At 74.7% G+C, this 19,572-nt stretch carries 14 protein-coding genes; 7 read left to right on the plus strand and 7 right to left on the minus strand.

The features are described 5' to 3' along the window. Positions 1-31 precede the first annotated feature (31 nt). Positions 32-1,870 (plus strand): BTAD domain-containing putative transcriptional regulator, encoded by a 1,839-nt coding sequence (locus tag ACIRB7_RS11285; protein ID WP_403595649.1) that lies wholly within the window; start codon positions 32-34, stop codon positions 1,868-1,870. Positions 1,871-1,947: 77 nt separating this feature from the next. On the opposite strand, the gene ACIRB7_RS11290 is transcribed toward ACIRB7_RS11285, so the two are convergent. The 6 genes from ACIRB7_RS11290 to ACIRB7_RS11315 form a co-directional block, all read right to left on the minus strand. Continuing rightward, positions 1,948-4,113, minus strand: a complete 2,166-nt coding sequence (locus ACIRB7_RS11290) for a prolyl oligopeptidase family protein (RefSeq protein ID WP_403595651.1) — start codon at positions 4,111-4,113, stop codon at positions 1,948-1,950. Beyond that, positions 4,110-5,549 (minus strand): MFS transporter, encoded by a 1,440-nt coding sequence (locus tag ACIRB7_RS11295; RefSeq protein ID WP_403595653.1) that lies wholly within the window; start codon positions 5,547-5,549, stop codon positions 4,110-4,112. The genes ACIRB7_RS11290 and ACIRB7_RS11295 overlap by 4 nt, the downstream gene beginning before the upstream one ends. Next, positions 5,546-6,520: a DUF6895 family protein gene (locus ACIRB7_RS11300; RefSeq protein WP_403595655.1), complete on the minus strand. Its 975-nt coding sequence runs from the start codon at positions 6,518-6,520 to the stop codon at positions 5,546-5,548. The genes ACIRB7_RS11295 and ACIRB7_RS11300 overlap by 4 nt, the downstream gene beginning before the upstream one ends. A 2-nt stretch (positions 6,521-6,522) precedes the next feature. Then, a complete protein-coding gene (locus tag ACIRB7_RS11305; RefSeq protein ID WP_403596211.1) occupies positions 6,523-7,785 on the minus strand; it encodes a radical SAM protein in 1,263 nt (420 codons plus the stop codon). Positions 7,786-7,886: 101 nt separating this feature from the next. After that, complete coding sequence (locus ACIRB7_RS11310) at positions 7,887-8,858, minus strand: DUF6895 family protein (protein WP_403595657.1); 972 nt, start codon at positions 8,856-8,858, stop codon at positions 7,887-7,889. Continuing rightward, complete coding sequence (locus tag ACIRB7_RS11315) at positions 8,830-10,029, minus strand: glycosyltransferase (protein WP_403595659.1); 1,200 nt, start codon at positions 10,027-10,029, stop codon at positions 8,830-8,832. Before ACIRB7_RS11315 ends, ACIRB7_RS11310 begins: the two co-directional genes overlap by 29 nt. Positions 10,030-10,652: 623 nt before the next feature. Between ACIRB7_RS11315 and ACIRB7_RS11320 the strand changes: the two genes are divergently transcribed. The 6 genes from ACIRB7_RS11320 to ACIRB7_RS11345 are packed head-to-tail and all read left to right on the plus strand — an operon-like array spanning position 10,653 to position 17,716. Then, on the plus strand, positions 10,653-11,738 hold the full coding sequence (locus ACIRB7_RS11320; RefSeq protein WP_403595662.1) for a radical SAM protein: 1,086 nt from the start codon (positions 10,653-10,655) through the stop codon (positions 11,736-11,738). 16 nt (positions 11,739-11,754) lie between these two features. Continuing rightward, positions 11,755-12,417, plus strand: coding sequence for an iron-containing redox enzyme family protein (locus tag ACIRB7_RS11325; RefSeq protein WP_403595665.1), 663 nt, complete (start codon positions 11,755-11,757; stop codon positions 12,415-12,417). Continuing rightward, positions 12,414-12,620, plus strand: coding sequence for an aroma-sacti cluster domain-containing protein (locus ACIRB7_RS11330; RefSeq protein WP_403595668.1), 207 nt, complete (start codon positions 12,414-12,416; stop codon positions 12,618-12,620). The genes ACIRB7_RS11325 and ACIRB7_RS11330 overlap by 4 nt, the downstream gene beginning before the upstream one ends. A 41-nt stretch (positions 12,621-12,661) precedes the next feature. Next, entirely contained in the window at positions 12,662-16,267 is a 3,606-nt protein-coding gene (locus ACIRB7_RS11335) for an adenylate/guanylate cyclase domain-containing protein (protein WP_403595671.1), read from the plus strand. Beyond that, positions 16,264-17,106, plus strand: coding sequence for a S8 family peptidase (locus tag ACIRB7_RS11340; RefSeq protein ID WP_403595674.1), 843 nt, complete (start codon positions 16,264-16,266; stop codon positions 17,104-17,106). The genes ACIRB7_RS11335 and ACIRB7_RS11340 overlap by 4 nt, the downstream gene beginning before the upstream one ends. Before the next feature lie 25 nt (positions 17,107-17,131). Then, positions 17,132-17,716, plus strand: coding sequence for a GAF domain-containing protein (locus ACIRB7_RS11345; protein WP_403595676.1), 585 nt, complete (start codon positions 17,132-17,134; stop codon positions 17,714-17,716). 8 nt (positions 17,717-17,724) lie between these two features. Here ACIRB7_RS11345 and ACIRB7_RS11350 read toward each other — a convergent pair whose 3' ends face one another. Further along, positions 17,725-19,443 carry a PP2C family protein-serine/threonine phosphatase gene (locus ACIRB7_RS11350; RefSeq protein ID WP_403595678.1) on the minus strand — a complete coding sequence of 573 codons (1,719 nt, stop codon included), beginning with the start codon at positions 19,441-19,443 and terminating at the stop codon, positions 17,725-17,727. Positions 19,444-19,572: the final 129 nt, after the last annotated feature.

The following is a 19,572-nucleotide window of genomic DNA, read 5'->3' on the forward strand; positions in this document are numbered from 1 at the left end:
CAACTCCCGTCAGCCTACGGAGGTTCGCTCGATGCCGCGTCCGTCCGCGAGACCCGCAGCCCTACCCGGCACACTCCGGTTCTCCGTCCTCGGCCCGCTGGCCGTGCACCGGGACGACCGGGCGCTTCCCCTCGGCCCGTTGAAGCAGCGCGTCGTGCTCGCGACGCTCCTCGGTTCCGCCAACTGCCCGGTGTCCGTCGACGCGTTGACCGACGCGGTCTGGCCGGAGGAGCCCCCGCGGACCGCCCGCAAGAACCTCCAGGTGTACGTGAGCGCCCTGCGCGCGCTGCTCGGCGAGGACGACGGGGACCGGCCGCGGCTCGCCCACACGGGTGGGGGCTATGTGCTGCGCGCGACGGAGGACGAGCTCGACCTCCTGCGGTTCCGTTCCCTGGTGCGGGCCGCCGAGGGGCAGCGGCCCGCGCCCGCCGCCCGGCTCCTTCGGCAGGCCCTCGGCCTGTGGCAGGGCCCGCCGCTCGGCGACGACCTGCGGCAGTCGCCCCGGCTCGCCGAGGAGGCAGAGCGGCTCGAACTGCGCCATCTGACGGCGTACGAGAACTGGGCGGAGGCGGAGCTGGGACTCGGCGGCGCGCCGGCGGTGGCCGAAGGGCTGCGGGACCTGGTGGAACGGCACCCGTTGCGGGAGCGCCTCAGGTCTGCCTGGATGTGCGCGCTCCACGGGTCCGGCCGGCAGGCCGAAGCGCTCGCGGTGTACGACGACTACCGGCAGCTCCTCGCCAGGGAACTGGGCCTTGAGCCGAGCGCCGCCATGGCGGCCCGGTACCGGGCGATCCTCGCGGGTGACGGCCGCGCCGGGGCGGCGGTCGGCGCCGGCGGCCAGGCCGCTCCGGCCCCCGCCGCCCGTCGACCGGCCCCGGTCGTCCTGCCTCCCGATCTCGTCGACCTCACCGGCCACGGCGAAGAACTCCGGTACCTCGTCGACGCGTTGGAGGACGACGGCGCCGGTGGGGTCGTGCTGCTGTCAGGACCCGCCGGGGCCGGGAAGACCACGCTCGCGGTCCGCGCCGCCCACCTGCTCGGCGACCGGTTCGCGGACGGACGGCTCTGCGTGTCCCTGCGGGCGGCCGACGGGCGCCCCCGCCCGCAGGCCTCCGTGCTCGCGGAGCTCGGCGAACGGACGGGGCAACCCGGACTGTCCGGACCCGGGGCGTGGCGCGAGTGGCTCGCGGAGCACCGCGTCCTGGTGATCCTGGACGACGTGCCCGAGGAGCGCGCCGTACGGCCCCTCCTCCCGTGCGGAGGCCGGGGCAGGGTGCTGCTCACCGCACGCGGACAGCTGGGCGGCATCGCACCGGTCCACCGGGTGCCCGTCCCGCCGCTCGGCACCGCGGAGGCGCTGCAACTGCTCACCGGGCTCGTCGGCGGGAGCCGGGTGCGGGCCGACCGGGAGGCCGCGCTGCGCATCGTCCGTGCCTGCGGCGGGTCGCCGCTCGCGGTCCGGGTCAGCGGCATGCGGCTCGCGGTGCTCCGCCACGTACCGCTGAGGGAGTTCGCGGACCGGCTCACCGACCCCGCCGGGGCCCTCGACGAGCTGACCTCGGGGGACGTGTCCGTGCGGCGGTGGCTCGCCGACGGCTGGGAGGCGCTGCCGGAGGAGTGCGGCCGCGATGCGGGGCGCCTCGCGGCGGGCACGGGGGACGGCCCGTTCGGCCTGAGCGAGGCGGCCGAGGCCCTCGGGTGCGACGAGCGGCACGCCGTACGGGTGGTGGAGGCGCTGATCGACGCCGGAATGGTCACCTCACCCGGCGGCGAGGTCACCGCCCACGCGGCCCAGTACGAACTGCCGTACCTGATAAGGCTGTACGCCCGCGGCACCCGCACCGGAACACCGGTCCTGACCCCCGGCTGAGGGAGGGACCGGCGCCGCCCGGATATCCGGCGAGGGCCCGGGGCGGGCAGGGCCAGGTCCGCGCCCCCGCCCGCCCCTCAGGTCCCCGCCCCCGCCCCCCGTTCCGGAGCCCGGAGTCCCACCTGTCCCGCGAGGAACGCCAGGCACTCCGCCTGTAGTGCCACCGCGCGGGAGGCGGCGCGGTCTCCGTGGCCGACGCCGCGCTCGAGCCGCAGCAGAATCGGTCCGGCGCCCGACGTGGCGTGCTGGAGCGCCGCGCACATCTTGCGGGCGTGCAGCGGATCGGTCCTGGTGTCGCCGTCCGCGGCCGTGAGCAGCACCGCCGGGTACGGGGTCCCCGGTGTCACGCGGTGGTACGGCGAGTAGCCGAGCAGCGTCGGCAGCTGCGCCGGGTCCCGCGCGCTGCCGTACTCGGGCGTCCAGCTGGGGCCGAGGCCGGACAGCTCGTACCGCACCATGTCCAGGAGCGGGGCCATGCACACCACGGCCGCGTACTTCCCCGGCTGCTGGGTGAGGGCGGCGCCGACGAGCAGCCCGCCGTTGGAGCCGCCCATGATCGCGAGCCGGCCCGGTTCGGTCCAGCCCGCCGAGACCAGCCGGTCGGCCGCGGCGGCGAAGTCGTCGAAGGTGTTCTGCTTGTGCGGCCCACTGCCGGCCCGGTGCCACGCCTCGCCCTCCTCGCCGCCCCCGCGCAGCCCCGCCCAGGCGAACACCCCGCCCGCCCTGACCCAGGCGAGGACCTGGGCGCGGTAGCGGGGCGACATCGTGCGGCCGAAGCCGCCGTACCCGGTGAGCAGCGTCGGACGCGGCACGTCCGGGCTTCCGGTGGGGGAGATCACGAACATGCGGACCGTCGTCCCGTCGCCCGAGGGGAAGGCGACCTGCCGGGTGACCGCGCCGCCGACCGCCGGGCCGTCCGGGGCGTCGCGCTCCCAGCGCGTCACCCGGCACGTGCGCGCGTCGAACCGGAGCACCCGCGGCGGCGTGACGAAGTCGGTGTACGCGAACCAGGCCTCGTGACTGCCGGGCGGCCCGGCCGAGAAGTCGCCGACGGCGCCGGTGCCGGGCAGCGGGACCGTGGCCACCTGCCGCCCCTCGACCAGGTCGTGCACGGTCACCTCGGCGACCGTGTCCCGGGTCCAGGCGGCGAGGCCGAGCGGGTGGTCGAGCTCGGGCCCGGACAGCACGACGAGGTGGGTGAGCACCGCGTCCGGCCGTTCCGGGACGACCTCCTGCCAGGCGTCGGGGCCCAGGTGGAGCGCGTCGGGCCGGCAGGCGACGACGCGGCCCCGGGCGGCGTCGCGGTCGGTGCGCAGCCACACCCGGTCCTGGGGACCGGTGCCGGGCACGACGTGCAGCCGGGTGGCGGCCTCCCTGCCCTCCTGGACCGGCCGCAGCGGCGGACGCTCGGGCGGTCCCGCGGTCAGGTCGGCGAGGTAGAGGTCGGTACCGCGGCCGGTGCCGAGCGTGGCCGTGACGCCGAGCCACCGGCCGTCCGCTGTCACGGAGACGCTGTAGAACTGGGTCTTGTCCCGCCCCTCACCGAAGACGACGGCGTCCGCGTCGGCCGCCGTCCCGACCCGGTGCAGACAGACCCGGCGGTGGTAGCGCTCCTCGCCGGGGTGGAGCCGGGGGTCCAGACGTCTGACGTAGTAGAACGCCCCGCCCCCGGGCAGCCAGCCGACCGACGACTTCCGCACCCGGTCCACCGGCCCGTCGACGACCTTCCCGGTGGCCACGTCCATCACGTGGAGCAGCGAGTCCTCCGTGCCGTCCCGCGACACCTGAAAGGCCAGCAGATCGCCCTCCACGGAGGGTTCCCAGGCGTCGAGCACGGTCCGCCCGGACGGGTCGAGGACACCGGGGTCGAGCAGCACCCGCTCCACCGCGCCCGGGCCGGTCTCCGCGACCACGAGCACCGGATGCTCCTGGCCGGCGTCCTGCCGCAGCCAGAAGACCCGGTCGCCGCGGACCTTGGGCGACCTGGCGCGGTCGACGGCGTCGAGCGCCGCGACCTCCGCCTCCCACCGCTCCAGGCCGGGCAGGGCCGCGCGCTCCGCCTCGTACAGGGACTCCTGCTCCGCGCTCCACCGGAGCGTCGAGGGGGCGTCGGCGTCCTCCAGCCAGCGGTACGGGTCGGGGATCCGCAGCCCGTGGAGTTCCTCGACGATGTCCTGCCGCTCCGCAAGGGGATAGGGGCGCGGGGTCGGGAGCCGTCTCGGTCGGGCGTCGTCGGGGGTCACTCGCTGCTCCCTCTCTCGGGGCGGGGCGGACGGGGGTCGGGTGCCGCGGCCGTACCGACACCGGCCTTCTCGACGGCGTCCGCGTCGTCCCCGGCGTCCCCGGCCGCGCTCTCCGTACCGGGCAGGGACAGCCAGGCGTAGACGCCGGACACCACGACGATCAGGCCGGACACCGCGAAGATCGTGTCGATCGGGCCGAACCGGATGCCGCCGACCGAGCCCGCGAAGCCGTGCAGCACGGAACCGGCGAGCCAGCCGGACAGGACCGCCGAGAGCATCGACGCCAGCTTCGTCACCGGGTAGAACACGGCCATCACCCGCCCCCGGTACTCCGGGGGCGCCGCAGCGAGCAGCAGCGGAGCCATCGCGGTGTTCAGGACGGTGAGCGGCACGGTGAAGACGAACAGCACGGCGACGCCGGCGAGGAACCCGCTCTGACGGGAGTACGCGACGAGCAGTACACCGCTCACGAGCAGGCTGATCCAGGTGCTCCGCCGCGCCCCGAACCACTGCACCACCCGGCCCGCGCACAGCGCGCCCGTGATGCCGCCGACGCCCATGGCCATGCCGACGTACCCGTAGAGATGGGCCTCCGCGTGGAGGTTGTCGGTGGTGAAGAAGACGTTGAGGGTGCTCAGCGCGCCGATGCCGAACTGGCCGATGACGGCGAGCAGGAGCAGCGCCACCAGGAACCTGCTGCGGGCGAAGAAGCGCAGGCCGTCCGTGAACTCCCGCCGCAGACCGCCCTTCGGCCGCTTGGCCGCCTTCCGCGCGGCACCTTGCCCGTCCGCGCCCGAGGCCGCCGGTCCCGCTCCGATGGAACGGATGGCGAGGTACGACACCCCGTACGACAGCGCGTTGAAGAGCAGGGCCCACTGGAGTCCGGCGGTGAACAGCAGCGGTGCGGCGAGGGGCGGCCCGATGATCCACGCCGTCTCGCCGGTCGCCTGAGCGATGCCGGCCGCGCGGGCGCGGTCGGCGTCCCCGGTGACGAGGTCCGCGAGGATCGCGAAGCGCGCCGGCGAGAAGAACTGCCCGGCCGCGTGCAGCAGGAGCACCGTCACGTACACGAGGGCGAGCCAGACGCCCGTCGGCAGAGCGTCGGTCGGCAGGAAGGAGACGACGGTCAGGAGGGCCACGAGCGCGCCGCGGACCGCCTCGCTCAGCAACATCGTGGCGCGCTTGTCCCAGCGGTCGACGAAGACGCCCGCGAGCGGACCGATGACGAGGACGGCGGCGCTCGACGCCATCAGGACGCCGCTGACCGCCATCGGCGCCCAGGTCTCGTCCTTCGCCAGGACGGTCGCCACCCACAGCACCAGGGTGGTGCTGAAGACGGCGTCGCCGACGGACGAGACGGCCTGGCCGAACCACAGCCGGGTGTAGTCGCGGTTGATCAGCGTCAGCCGTGGACGCGGGCGCGGACGCGTTGTCATGACGGCCCCGGCGACGTGACGGCGAGCGCCATGAGGGCGGTGACCAGGGTCGTGTGGTACGCCTTCCGGAAGAACTCTTCTGCGGGGGCGGAGGGCGGCGCCGTGAGTGCCGCCGAGCGGCCGGGGATCGCGCCGTCGGGCCGCTGGGCCCGGGCCAGGCACTCCACGGCGGCGGCTCCCGAGGGCGTGCGCAGCGGATCGCTCCCCAGGATGAACTGGGTGAGGACGAGTTCCGCGGCCAGGTCCCACCGGTCGTGCGCGACGCAGTGCCGCAGCATCCGGTCGACCAGGTCCTCCGCGTGCGCCCGTTCACCCTCGGAGAGACCGGGCGCGGTCCGGCCGAAGTCCCCGAGATAGAACGCGGTGTGCGTCAGGGCGTACGCCTCCGGGGTGGTGAGCGGCGCCGCCTCGTCCTGCGAGCCCGCCTCTCCGGGGCCGGCGGCGCGGAGGGCGACCAGCGGGCTCCGCGGGACGAGTTCGGCGTACGGCTCGATGGTGTGGCGGACACCGGCCTTGTCCGCGTAGTGGCGGAGCTCGATGCGCCGGTACGGAGACCTCCCCGGCGACGAGAGGAACCCCGGGTCCAGCCGGGCGAGCGTGCCCCGGCACAGGGTGTCGTCGATCCCGTCGGGCGCCAGGGCGGCGAAGATCAGCCCGTACGTGGAGGCGTACGCGGGGTCCTCGTCGAACAGCGGGGGGAAGTCCGGGTGCTGCCACAGCTTCCGGACGAGGGCCGTCGCCCCGTCGAGCGCGCCGTCGAGCGCCTCGGGGGCACGGCCCGGGCGGGCCGCGCAGTGGCAGAGCAGTGCCAGCTCCAGCGCGGCCTTCGCCTGGCCGGCCTTCGTCCTGCCGGGCGTCGCGCTGTCGGGCGTCGCAGGCCCGGCGCTCGCCGAGAACGGATCGAAGTGGTCCAGATTCCTTTCCAGCCAGTCGAGCGCGCCGGCCGCGAGCTGCTCCAGGGGTGAGGCCATGGCTACAGGCGCCCCGTCTCCTGCATATGGTCGAGCAGGGCCGTGTCCACGACGTCACGGAACCGCGCGAGCGTCCGCGCGTTCTCGTCGTAGCGGTACAGGTCCTGGCAGGCGATCCAGCGGTCACGGGTCTCCGCACCGGGCAGATAGCCGTCGGCGACCGTACCGACCTCCCAGTCGGGCTTTCCCGCGGTCTCCCAGCAGCTGGCCAGAGTGCCGTCGGCGCTGACCACCGCCCCGTAACGGCCGTCGGCGTGACCGCAGGTGACGCAGGTCTTCCGGGCCCCGGGGCGGCTCACGGTGAAGCCGAGGTCGAGCGCCCTGCGCTGCCACCGGGTGAAGGCGGCCGACAGTTCACCGGTGTGCAGCAGGCTGTTGGCGTATCCGACGCCCACGTCCCCGACCCGGGCGAAGTACAGGGTGCACCGCGCCGGGTCGACGGCGCCCACGAGCCGGTCGATCAGTGCGTCGACGCCGTGGAAGGTCTCCTGGGAGACGTTGACCCGCAGCGTCCACTGGAGCGGGGTCACCTCGGAGGCCTTCACGATGTTGCGGACGATCTTGTCGAAGGTCCCGCTGCCGTCCGCCCTGCCGATCCGGATCCGGTCGTGATCGGCGCGGTCGCCGTCGAAGGTGACCTGGACGGAGGTCAGGCCGCGGTCGGAGAGCCGCCGCGCGAGCGAGGGGGTGAGCAGCGTCGCGTTGGAGATCATCCAGGCCGATGTCGGCGCGATGTCCGCGGCCCGCTCCAGGAGTTCCAGACAACCGCGCGGGTTGAGCAGCGGCTCCCCGCCGAAGAGGAGGATCCTGAGCTTCTCCAGGCCGACGGCGGCCATCTGCCGCTCGGTGAAGCCGAGGATCGAGGTGATCGTCTCGGAGGAGAGACGGGTCCTGGCGATCCGGGGCGGCCGGCTGCCGCCCGCCTCGTCCTGCGCGGTGTTCTGGAAGCAGTAGCCGCAGCCCAGGTTGCAGTGGGTGCTGGTGAGGACGGTGAGGGCGTACGCCCGTACGCGGGCGGGGGTGAACATGCCGCTGTCGCGCAGCCGGTCCGCCGCCTCGGGGCGCAGGGCCCCGTCGTCGGAGACGTGCCGGTCACCGAGCCGGGCCACCCCGCCGGGCCCGAGGAACCACCAGTTCCGCTCGCCCCGGAGGAGACGCGCGCTGGAGGGGATGGGGCTGGTGGTCGGGGCCGGCGCGGGGGTCAGGACCGGCCCGGTCGTCGGGGCCGGCGCGGTGACCGGGGCCGACACGGTGGTCGGGGCCATCTCAGTCGTCAGGGTCCCCTCAGCGGTCAGGGTCCGCTCAGTCGTCAGGATCCGCTCGGTGGTTGTGGCCTGGTCCGTGGTGGTCATCGCCTGGTCCGTGGTCATCGTGTCTCCTCCCGCACTGCCGAGGCCCCCGCCGTGGCGAGTCCGCCGGTCCGGTGTCCGCCGCTCGTGGCGATCAGCGTGGCGAGCGCCGTGACGAGGGTCGCCTGGTAGGACTTCCGGAAGAAGTCCACCGGCGTCGCGTCCGCCGGCGCCCGCCGGGCGACGGACCGTCCGGGGATCGCGCCGCCCGGCGTCTGGACCTCGGCGAGCATCCGGAAACCGGCCGCCCCCGACGGGGTGCTCAGCGGGTCCGCACCCAGGCAGAACTGGGTGAGCAACAGCTTGCCCACCAGGTCCCATTCGCCGAGCCCCACGCAGCGCTCCGTGAGCCGCTCCACGACACCGAGCAGCTGCCCCCGGGCCTCCTCGGTCAGGCCGGGGTCCCGCAGGCCGAAGTCACTGAGGTAGAAGACGGTGTGGGTGACCACGCACACGTCGAGGTCGGCCGAGGGCAGCGTGGCGGCCCTGGCCGGAAGGCTGGCCGCGTACAGCTCCCGGTACGGGGCGAACCGGTGCTCGACGCCCGCGAGATCGGCGTAGTACCTGGCCTCCAGGTGCAGGTACGGCGACTTCCGTCGCGGCGCCAGGTAGCCGTCGGCCGTCAGCCGGGCCAGCACGGCGCGCGGCGCGTCGGTGTCGGCCCCGGCCGGTGTGAGCGCCGCGTACATCAGCTCGAACTGCCGCGCGTACCGCCGGTCGAGAGTCAGGAGCTGCGGGAACTCCGGTCGCTCCCAGGCCCGTCCGACCACGTCGGCGACCCCGGCGAGCGCCGGGTCGTCGGGCACCGCGTGCCCCCAGTGGCGGCGGAGCAGCGCGAGCTGGAGGAGGGCCTTGACGCGCGGGGTCACCGGCAACTCGGCGCGCCCGGCGGGTGAGTCGAGGTATCCCGCGTGCTGCCCGATCCAGTGCCGCACACCCGCGGACAGACTCGTCACGGCCTCATCGAGACCGGCTGATCGCGTACTCATGGTCCTCCTTCGGGGTTGCGGATGCCTGGGCGACGCGCTCGACGACGTCGGCCGCGCGCGCCGCGCTGTCCGGCGCGGCCAGCCTGCCGCCGAGCGCGCGGGCGCGGCCCCGCAGACCTTCGTCGTGCCACGCCCGCTCGAGCAGCGCCGACGGATCATCGGCGGACGGGCTGTTCGGTACGCGCACGGCCACGCCGGCCCGTACGCAGGCACCGGTGAGCAGCGGCTGCTCGGAGCCGTTGGGCGAGAGCGCGAGGGGCCGGCCGCGCAGGAGGGCGGCCAGGACCGGAGCGGAGGTGCCGTTGGCCAGCACCATCCCGGCCAGGTCGACGAGCGGGCCCATCCACGGCTTGCGGACCAGCAGGATGTCGGCGCCCGGCGCGGGCCGGGGCTCGGTGGACCGGCCCTGCTCGACCACGGCCTGGAACCGGCCGCCGGTGAACGCCTCGTTGAGCCGGGGCCACAGGCTGTTCCCCCCGAAGAAGCGGCCCAGGTGGACGTAGACGACGGGTTTTCCGGACCGTGCCACGTGGTCCGCGACCGCCTCGACCTCCGCCGGATCGGGCTTCGGTTCCCACGCCAGCGGGCCCACGTGTCGTACGCGCTCGGGGAGTTCCGCGCCCGGATACTCGAGCGCCGGGTCCCCGCGGAGCAGCAGTGCGTCACCGGGCAGCGGGTCGTCCCATCGGGGCGCGCGCCCCGCCAGGCCGACCTCCTCGCGCGTGGCGGTGTGGATCTCCCGGCTGTCGAGGGTCCTGCTCGCCCGGGTCCTGCCGAGGTGCGGTTCGTCGTCGCCGCCCGTCCGGTAGTCCCAGAGGTGGACCGAGAGCCCGATCACGACCACGGGAACGTCCAGGGCCTCGGCGGCGAGCAGGGCGCCGTTGCACAGCACGGAGGTGACCAGCACGTCGGCGCCCGCGTCGCGGGCGGCGCGCAGGGTGGCCCGGTACTGTGCCGGGCCGGTCTTCCCCCACCAGGTGGCGGAGAAGGCCTGGCGGCCGCCGAAGTCCTCCGCGGCCGCGAACGGAAGTCCGGCCTCCGCCACGAAGGGCGCGGCCGTGGACCGGCAGAGGACGCTGACCTCGTGGCCACGGCGCCGCAGTTCACGCCCGGCCGCGATCGCCGGGTAGAGGTAGCCGCCGTCGCTGAGCGGGCAGAGCAGGATCTTCACGACGTGCGTGCTCCCTCGGGCGGTGGCGGGCGGGTAGGGGGAATGGGCCCGGGTGGGCCGCGGGCCCCCCGGTTCCTGGCACGATCTGCCGAGAACCGGGTGGCCCGCGCGGTGCTTCAGAACTCGGCGATCTCGGTCAGGAGAGGTCGCTGGAGTTGTTGACGACGCAGCCGGCCTCGGCCTCCTCGTCCTCGCTGTGGGCGACGACCTCGATGTCCTCGTCCTCGGGCTTCGGGTTCGTGTTCTCGGGCATGTTCGTCCTCCTTGGTCGGCGGCGTCGCTGCGCCGGCTGGGAATGAACGTACGGATGCTCGGTATGGGAACGCCTGGTCGTCGGTTCGAGGCCGGTATACGGCGACGACGGGGGCGCGGAACGCCTTCCGGGGAGCCGGCCGCGCACGCCGACGCACGACATGCTCGCTCCCGAGCACCCGCCCCGGCCTGCGAATTAACCGATGACCAGGCGTTTCCGAACCGGAAGTCTGGCGGCCCGCGTCACGATCCGTGCGACGCCCTGCGCGACGACGAGCGACGCACGAGCGACGCCCCCGCGTGGCGTACGAGCGGCGCCCCGCGTGGCGTACGAGCGGCGCGCGAGCACAGAGGCGCACGGAGGAGGCGACATGGACCTGGCGGAGCTGATCGGCCTGCGGCCGGTGCCCTGCGGCGGCCTTCTCGTGGCGCTCACCCGCCGCTGCCCCCTGAGCTGCGCGCACTGCTCCACCGACTCCTCCCTGTCGGTGTCCGAACGGCCCGACCCCGAGCAACTCCTGCGCTTCGTCGACTCGTTCGGTACGGACGACCGCCCCGAAGTGGTCATGCTCACCGGCGGCGAACCACTGCTGCTGCCGGAGCTGGTCGTCCGCCTGGCGGGACGCGCGCGCGAAGCGGGTTCCCGGGTCGCGCTGCTCAGCGGGATGTTCTTCGCCCGTGAAGGGCGCGTCCCGGACCGGATCATGCGGGCGATCACGGCTCTCGACCACTTCTCGGCGAGCCTCGACGTCCACCACGAGCGCGAGGTCCCGCGCGCCGACGTGCTGCGCGTCCTGCGGTCCGTCCTCGACGCCGGCACCCCCGTCAGCGTCCACCTCACCGGGACCGGCCCCGACGACCCGTATCTCGCGGAAGCGGTCGCGGACATCGGCCGCGTCTTCGCCGGCCGGGTGCCGCTCCTCGTCAACGAGGTCCGGCCGCTCGGCCGCGCCGCGGGCCTCGTCCGCGGTACACCGCCCGGACCCGGCGGCTCCCTGACGGCGCCGTGCGCCCTCGCCGCCTGGCCGGTGGTCGCCTTCGACGGGACGGTCGCGGCCTGCTGCAACCAGTGGACGGTGGACCGGCGCCCCGTCCCCCCGCACCTGCGGCTCGGCCACATCGCGGAGGACGACTGGCCGGCCGTCCGCGCCCGCTCCCTCGGCTCCCCGGTGCTGCGGATGCTGCGGGCCGTCGGCCCGCAGCGGCTGCACGCCCGTTACGCGACCTCGCCCGCCCCGGCCGGCTATTGCCGCAGCTGCCACGCACTCGCCGACCGCCCCGAGGTCCTCGCGGGCGCGGCCCGTGACGCCGGCGGCCGGGTCGGTGAACTGCTCGACCGGCTCAGCGCCCAGGAGCAGCTGGCCGCCGGACCCACCGCCCTGGTACGCCGCCTGGGCTGCGCCCGCTACGCGCACCTGGTCGAGTCGCCTCCCGCAGAGGAGCGGAGCAGCCGATGAACACGTGGAGCCGCCGATGAACACCACCGCGTCCCTCACCCTCAGGACCACGCTGACGCCCACCGCGCCCGTTCTGCGGGCCGCGATCGCGTCCCTCTGGCGGCCGGACGGCCTGCGGCAGCGCTACCCGCGCTATCTGGCCGCCATGTACCCGCTCGTACGGGCCTCGGTGCCGCTCCTCCAGCGGGCCGCCGCGCGGTGCGCCGAGCTGGACGACCCGGCCGCGCGGCTCCTCGCGGCGTACTGCCTCCGCCACGCCGAGGAGGAGCGCGGCCACGACCTCTGGCTGCTCGACGACCTGGCCGCCACCGGTGCCGGGCCGGACGTCGTGCCGCACCCCGTCGCCGTCGAACTCGCCGGGGCGCAGTACTACCGGATCGAGCACGAGCACCCCGTCGCCCTGCTCGGCTACATCGCGGTCCTGGAGGGCAACGCCCCCGGGCCGCGGCTCGCCGACCGCCTCGCCGCGGCCACCGGGTTCCCCGACGGCGCGTTCCGCACCCTCAGGGAGCACGCGGAACTCGACGGAGGCCACCTCGACGACCTCTACCGCGTACTCGACGCACTCGCGCCGACCCCCGCCCGGCGGACCGCCGTCTCCGTCAGCGCGCTGCACACGACCCACCTGCTCACCCGGCTCTTCCTCTCCCTCGCCACGACCCCAGGAGGACACCCGTGACCGACGACACCGCTCCGCCCTCCCTGGAGGCGCTCGCCGCCGCGGGCTTCGACCTGGACGCCCTCAGCGACGAGCAGCACGAGGTCCTGCGCGCGCTCACCCCCGAGGAGCTGGCCCTGCTCGTCGACATCAGGGGACGGCTCGACGCGGCGGCCCCCGAGGTACAGGCCCATGCCGACGTCGCGGGCGGCGCCCTCTTCTGAACCCCGGCCGCCCCGCCGTCCCGCGTCCACCGGAGGAACCCATGTCCTGCGCCTCGTGCCGGAGCGCACTGCCGCCCGGCGCCCGGTTCTGCCCCTCGTGCGGCAGCCCGAGCACCACCGGGCCGGTCATGGCCAGACCGACCGGCCGCAAGGTGGTGACCGTCCTCTTCTGCGACCTGGTGGGCTCCACGGCGCTCTCCGGAGCGCTGGACGCGGAGACCCTGCGCTCGGTGACGCTCCGCTGGTTCGACCTGATGCGGCTGCGGATCGAGGACCAGGGCGGCACCGTGGAGAAGTTCATCGGCGACGCCGTGATGGCCGTCTTCGGCGTGCCGGCCGTACGGGAGGACGACGCCCGCCGGGCGCTCGCGGCAGCCCTCGCCATGCGCGAGGCGCTCGCCGGGCTCAACGCCCGTCTCGAACCGGCCGTCGGCGTACGCCTCCAGATGCGCATCGGCGTCAACACCGGACAGGTGGTGGCTGGTTCGGCGAACCTGCGACAGGCGATGGTCTCCGGCGAACCGGTCAACGTGGCCGCGAGGCTTGAACAGAACGCCGCCGCGGGGGAGATCCTCATCGGCCCCGACACCCTGGCGGCAGCGGGGCCGGGCATCCGGACGACGGAGACCGGCCCGCTGCTGCTGAAAGGCAAGAGCGACCGCGTCCCCGCGTACCGCCTCCTCGGCCTGGACGAGGGGGACGGCCCGGAGGCACTGCGCCGCTTCGACCTCGGGTTCGTCGGCCGGGCCAGTGAACTCGCGCTACTGGAGCAGGCGTTGGGGCAGGTGGTACGGACCCGCCGGGCCGGCCGCCTGGTGGTCGGCGGGGAGGCGGGCCAGGGCAAGACGAGGCTGGTACGGGAGTGGATGCACCGGGCGAGGACGACGACGGCGCTGGTGACGACGGCGACGACGCCGACGGCGCTGGTGACGACCGCGACGACCGCGACGACCGCGACGACGCCGACGACCCCGCAGGAGGCCACGAGGGCGACGAGGGTCACGAGGGCCACGACCATGCCCGGTCCCGGCCGCCCGCACCACGGAGTCGGACGCTGTCGGGCCCGTGGCGAACAGCCCAGCCTCGGACCGCTCGCCGACGCCGTGGCGGACCTCCTGAAGACCGGCGGCAGGCCCGCTCCGTCGCCCGAACTCGACCTGCTCGACGGAGGTCTGCTCCTGGACGGGACGCCCAACCCGTCGCCGGCGGACACCTGCGCGGCACTGGCCAAGGTCCTCGCGGAGCTGTCGGCGACGCACCCCGTCGTGCTGGTGATCGACGACTGCCACTGGGCGGCGCGGCCGCTCTTCGAGGCCCTCGACCGGTTGCTGCGCGCGCTGACGGACGCCGCCGTCCTGATCGTTCTCCTCACTCGCCCCCAACTGTTCGACATCCGTCCCGAACTGGCCGTGGACGCGGTGCCGCTCGGCGGGCTCTCCGACGCCGAGGCCCAGCTGCTCGCGGCCGAGCTGACCGGGGGGACGGCGAGCGGCGAGCCGCTCGACCCCGGGGTTCTGGCGCGGGTGGGCGGGAATCCGCTGCACCTGGAGCAGCTGCTGGTCGCGGGGGACGCGGTCGACGCGGACAGCGTCCCGCTCCAGCTCCAGGCCCTGATCGGTGCCCGGATCGACGCGCTCGACCCGCCGGAACACCGGGCGCTCGGCCTGGCGTCCGTCGTCGGCGGCGACTTCACCGCGCAGGAACTGACCGCGCTCGCCGGCCCTCCGGCGGAGGCGTGGACCGGTTCCGAACTCCGCTCCACGCTGCACCGACTGGTCCTGCACCGTCTGATCAGGCCGGACGGCGAGGCGTTCCGCTTCGCCGGAGGGCTGATCCAGGAGGTCGTCTACGCCAGCCAGTCCAAGATGGACCGGGCCGACCGGCACGAACGGGCGGCACGACTCGACTCGGTCCGGGAACGGGGCAGCGCCGCGGTCGGCGCCCACCTGGAACACGCGTACCGCTACCGGGTCGAGCTGGGCGCGCAGGACCCGCACACCGACGGGCTGCGCCGACGCGCCGCGAACGCTCTCGCCGAGGCCGGCCGGCTGGCACTCGCCCACGCCGACCCCGTATGGGCCGCCGACCTCCTTTCGAGGGCCACGGCCCGCTACGCACCGGGCGAACCGGGCAGCACGTCGGCCCGCCGGCGACTGGGCCAGACGCTCCTGGACCTGGGTCGCGGCCCGGAAGGCAGGACACTGCTCGAAGAGGTCCTGGCGGAGGCGGCGCACACACCCGGCGCCCCGACCGGCACCCCATCCGCGAGCGCACGCAACGACGCGACGGACGCCCCATCCGGCGCCCAGTCCTGCGGCGCCTCCGGCGCTTCCGGCGACCCGTCCGGCCCCTCACCCCTCCACGACGACGGCGCCGTCGTCGCGGAGGTCGTCGTCGAGGCCGCGCACGCCCGGCTCGCCCTGGCCTCCGTCGGGCCGTCCGCCGGAAGGGACGAGTCGGCCGCCGAAGCCGCCGGCGCCACCCTCCCGGTCTTCGCCGCGGCCGGCGACGACCTCGGCCAGGCCAAGGCCTGCCTCCGGCTCGCCCAGCGCGCCCAGGAACAGGGCCGGCACCGGGCGGCGGAACGGCTGCTCACCCGTGCGCTCGACCACGCGGTACGCGCGGACGCGGAGCCGGAGCGGGCCGCGGCCCTCGGGGCGACGGGGGTCTCGCTGTGGCGAGGCCCCCAGCCCGTCGCGGACGCCATCGCCCGCTGCCGTGGACTCCTCGCCGACCAAGGCGCCGGGCGCCGGGCCGTCCGGCTGACGCTCAACTGCCCCCTGGCGGTGCTCCTCGCCCTCCACGACGACCGTGACGGGGCCCTGGCCTGCCTCGCCGAGGCGGATCAGCTGGCGAAGCGGCTGGGGTACGCCGAGGCCGACGCGTTCCTGCCGATCTTCGCCGCGACCGTCGCGGACCTGACCGGCCGCCCGGAGGAGGCCCTCCGGAGCCTGGAGCGGGCCGCCGCTTCCGCGCGGGAACTCGGCGCCACGGGGCTGCTGCACGGTGCCCTGCTCGACGCCGCCCGCATCCGGCTGGACCTCGGCGACTGGCGTACCGCCCACCGCACCCTCGCCGAACTGGAGGGGGAGGAGCGGGACGAACCGGCCCGAGCACGCGCCGAGTCGGCCGACCTCGACGGCCTGCGCGCCCGGATCGCCGCGGCGCGAGGGCAGTCGACGGCCGCCACCAGGCTGGCCGCGCGGGCGCTCGCCACCGCCGGTCGGACCGACTCGCCCATCGTCCAGGGCCTCGCCGCCCTGGACCTCGCCCGCACGGCCCTCGCGCTCGGCCGCCCGGCCGACGCGGCAGAAGCGGCGACGCGGGCCCGCGGCTGCTTCGTGGCCAAGGGCCATCTCCCCGCCGCACGCCAGGCGGAGGCCGTGGCCGAGGCGTCCGGTGTACGCGTAATCGAAGCGCCCGGCGTACGCGAAAGAGCGCCCGGCCTACGAGAGGTCGAAGCGCCCGGCGTACGCGACGCCACAGCAGCCCCCGTACGGGAGACCGACGCGTCGGGTGCCTGGGACGGGGTCCGGAGGCGTACGCCGGGTGCGGCGGGAGCCCCCCGGCCCGAGCCCGAGTCCGCCCCCGACTCCCGCGACGCCGTCGAACCGCTCACCGACGCCGGAGAGGAGGCACCACGATGACGACCCTGCGGCCACCGGCGACGCCCGGACTCACCTGGGGACTGCGCGGGCGTGGCCCCGCGGACGTACCCGTGGAGGCCGACGGGCCACCGGACGCGCCCGAGGACGGCCTCGGCCTCCTCGGGGGTACGGGGCGCGGCATCCGCGTCTGCGTCGTCGACTCGGGTGTCGAGCGGGACCACCCCATGGTCGGCCGGGTCGACGGCTCCTGGCGCGTCTTCAAGGACGACGAAGGCGTCCACGTCGAGGAGACGGACGAGGGCGACGCCTGCGGTCACGGCACCGCCTGCGCCGGGATCATCAGGCGCACCGCGCCGGACTGCGAGCTGACCAGCGTCCGGGTCCTCGGTGAACGTTTCTCCGGCAGCGGGGACGTCCTGCTGGAGGGCATCCGGTGGGCCGTACGGCAGCGGTTCGACGTGGTGAACCTGAGCCTGTCCACCAGCAGCGACCGCTTCGTGGAGGAGCTGCGCCGGCTCGCCGACGAGGCGTACTTCCAGCAGACCGTGATCGTCGCCTCCGCGCACAACACCCACGTGGAAAGCTTTCCCTGGCGCTTCTCCTCGGTGATCTCGGTGGGCAGCCACCAGGAGGACGACCCGGACCTCCACCTCTACAACCCCGATCCGCCGGTGGAGTTCTTCGCCCCGGGCCAGCGGGTCCAGGTGGCTTGGCTCGGCGGCACGTCGATCCGCAGCTCCGGCAACAGCTTCGCCACCCCGTTCATCGCGGGCCTCTGCGCGCGGATCCTGTCGAGTCACCCCCGGCTGACGCCGTTCCAGCTGAAGAACGCCCTGTACCTGTCCGCAGCCAACGTCCGTGTCCACGGGCGCCGGTAACGCCCGGCGCCGGAAGGGAACCCCCATGGCCCAGACGATCACCCCCGTCGCGTCCGCGGCACGTCAACCCGATCCGGCCATGGAGGAGCTGCTCCAGTCGGTGGTGGACACCGCGCGCGCCCTCTTCGGCGCCCAGGCGAGCTCCATCCTGCTCCTGGAGGCCGCGGCGGACGAGCTCGTCTTCGAGGCCGTCTCCGGGCAGGGGCAGGACTTCCTGGTCGGCCGGCGGTTCCCGGCCGGCCGGGGGATCGCCGGGTGGGTGGCCGCGTCGGGGGAGCCGATGGTGGTCGACGACCTGCACGACAGCGCGCCCTTCGACCGGGACATCGCCGAGTCCACCGGCTACGTCCCGAACGCGCTGATGGCCGCCCCCCTCATCCACGGGAACCGCGTCCTCGGCGTCCTCGAGGTACTCGACCCGTCCCCACAGGCCCGGTCCAGCCTGACGGAACTCGACCTGCTGTGTCTCTTCGCCCGTCAGGCCGCCGTCGCCCTGAACGTCCTCGTCACCCACACCCGACGCCTGCCGGCCCCGGACGCGCCCGACGACCCCTCCCGCACCGAACTCCTCCGCCTCCTCTCGGAGGCCCGCCGCCTCCTCGGCGACTGACCGCGTCCTCACTCCACCCGGATCGCCAGCACGCACGCGTCGTCCCCGTGGCCCGCGATCTCCGGATCCGCCAGCAGGGCGTCGATCACCTGCTGGGGGACCGCGGGCGACGACGCCTCCACCGCGCGGGCGAGCCGGTCGATCCCCACGGTCACGTCCTCGTCCCGGCGCTCGACCATGCCGTCGGTGTAGAGCACCAGCAGATCGCCCGGCAGGAGCGGGGTCGACGAGGTCTCGTACGCGTACCCCGGCAGCGCGCCGAGGAGCGGGCCGCGCTGCTCCGTCGCCAGCGGCTCGGCGTGCCCGTCGCGCAGCAGCAGCGGCGCGGGGTGGCCCGCGTCGGCCCAGTGGAGGACCTTGTCGTCGTCGAGGTGGCCGGCCACCATCGTGGCCGTCTGCCCCGCGGGATCGCTGCACACCAGGTCGTTCATCCAGGTCGTGATCTCCCCGGCGGACGAATCCGTCTGCGCGAGGCCCGCCAGCGCGTGCCGCTGCTGCGCCATCCGCGCGACGGCGTCAAGACCGTGCCCCGACGCGTCACCGATCGCCACGAGCACCCGGCCGTCCGAGAGCAGCCGGCACTTGTACCAGTCGCCGCCCACCGCGGCGTCGGGCTCGGCCGGCCGGTAGGAGGCGGCCACCGTGAGGCCGACGGCCGCCAGCGCCTCCGAGTGCGTGGGCAGGATCGCCTCGCGCAGCGCGTCGGCGACCCGCCGTTCCGCTTCGGTCTGCCGGCGCAGCCGGTCCGACTCCCGCTCCGTCTCGGCGAGCCGACGACGGCTGCGGATCTGCGGGGTGAGGTCGCGGGCCACCAGGTTGACGGCCCACGTCCGGCCGTCCGTACCGGTGACGGGCCGCCCGAGGAGGTCGAGCGTGCGGAGCTCGCCCAGGACCACGAAACGGATCCGGGTCCAGGCGGGCTCCTCGCCCGCGAGAACCGAGGTGAGGAACTCGGAGAACGCCGTCAGGTCGTCCGGCAGCAGCGCGTCGCACAACTGGTCCAGGGTCCACGGCATGCGCACATCGGCGTGGAAGATCCGGCTCAGCCCCTCCGACCAGGTCACCTTCCCGGAGAGCAGATCCCAGTTCCCCCACCCCATCGACGCCAGGAACTGCGCGTCGATCGTCAGCAGCTCCGCCTGGCTCTGCACGGGCCGCCACGTCGCGAGGACCTGTTCGCCGCAGCGGGCCGCGGAGTACAGGAGCGGAGCGCGGTGGATCCGGCCGAGCCGCTGCTCCGTGTAGTCGACGACGAGCCCGTCCAGGGGTTTGCCGGACTCCACGACGTCCGCGAGGGCGGCGAGCAGCCCCGAGTTCGCCGCGCCCGGCCGTGCCTCCAGGAACCGCTGGCCGACCTGATGGTCCGGCGCCTCAAGCCAGTCAGCCGACCGGACCCGGTTGCCGGCCACGATCCGGAAGTCCAGGACGGAGCCCGACGCGTCCCCCACCGGTTCGAGCAGCACGGCGGAGACCGGGATCGCGGCGAGCACCGAGCAGATCCCGCTGCCGCCCGGCTCGTGGGTGCTGCACAGGCACCGCGTCGCCCCGTCCACCTCCGCGGAGGGCGGAAGCACCGCCAGGGACTGCAACGGCGACGCCATCTCGGCACCGGCCGTCTTGCCCAGGGGCCGTTCCGTGTTCCGGCGTACCGTCGCGCGCAGTGCGGTGACCTCGCGCCCGATCATGCCCTTGAGGGCGTGGACGCTGTCGGGCAGGGGAAAGCTCATCGATCGCCTCCGAGTACCACATGACGTACCGCTCACCTCCGAGCACCGGCGGCACATCGCTCGGTTCCGCGGACCACTCGACTGACGGCGGCGGCTGTACGGGTGCCAGGGCCCCGACCGCCAGGAGGC

The sequence above is a fragment of the Streptomyces sp. NPDC093795 genome (assembly GCF_044764665.1).
Classification (GTDB): Bacteria; Actinomycetota; Actinomycetes; order Streptomycetales; family Streptomycetaceae; genus Streptomyces.

What these genes read in the sequence shown, in the direction of transcription:
- ACIRB7_RS11285 (WP_403595649.1), top strand. Translation starts at nt 32, where the DNA reads ATGCCGCGTCCGTCCGCGAGACCCGCAGCCCTACCCGGCACACTCCGG.
- ACIRB7_RS11295 (WP_403595653.1), bottom strand. Translation starts at nt 5,549, where the DNA reads ATGACAACGCGTCCGCGCCCGCGTCCACGGCTGACGCTGATCAACCGC.
- ACIRB7_RS11300 (WP_403595655.1), bottom strand. Translation starts at nt 6,520, where the DNA reads ATGGCCTCACCCCTGGAGCAGCTCGCGGCCGGCGCGCTCGACTGGCTG.
- ACIRB7_RS11305 (WP_403596211.1), bottom strand. Translation starts at nt 7,785, where the DNA reads ATGGCCCCGACCACCGTGTCGGCCCCGGTCACCGCGCCGGCCCCGACG.
- ACIRB7_RS11310 (WP_403595657.1), bottom strand. Translation starts at nt 8,858, where the DNA reads ATGAGTACGCGATCAGCCGGTCTCGATGAGGCCGTGACGAGTCTGTCC.
- ACIRB7_RS11320 (WP_403595662.1), top strand. Translation starts at nt 10,653, where the DNA reads ATGGACCTGGCGGAGCTGATCGGCCTGCGGCCGGTGCCCTGCGGCGGC.
- ACIRB7_RS11325 (WP_403595665.1), top strand. Translation starts at nt 11,755, where the DNA reads ATGAACACCACCGCGTCCCTCACCCTCAGGACCACGCTGACGCCCACC.
- ACIRB7_RS11335 (WP_403595671.1), top strand. Translation starts at nt 12,662, where the DNA reads ATGTCCTGCGCCTCGTGCCGGAGCGCACTGCCGCCCGGCGCCCGGTTC.
- ACIRB7_RS11340 (WP_403595674.1), top strand. Translation starts at nt 16,264, where the DNA reads ATGACGACCCTGCGGCCACCGGCGACGCCCGGACTCACCTGGGGACTG.
- ACIRB7_RS11345 (WP_403595676.1), top strand. Translation starts at nt 17,132, where the DNA reads ATGGCCCAGACGATCACCCCCGTCGCGTCCGCGGCACGTCAACCCGAT.
- ACIRB7_RS11350 (WP_403595678.1), bottom strand. Translation starts at nt 19,443, where the DNA reads ATGAGCTTTCCCCTGCCCGACAGCGTCCACGCCCTCAAGGGCATGATC.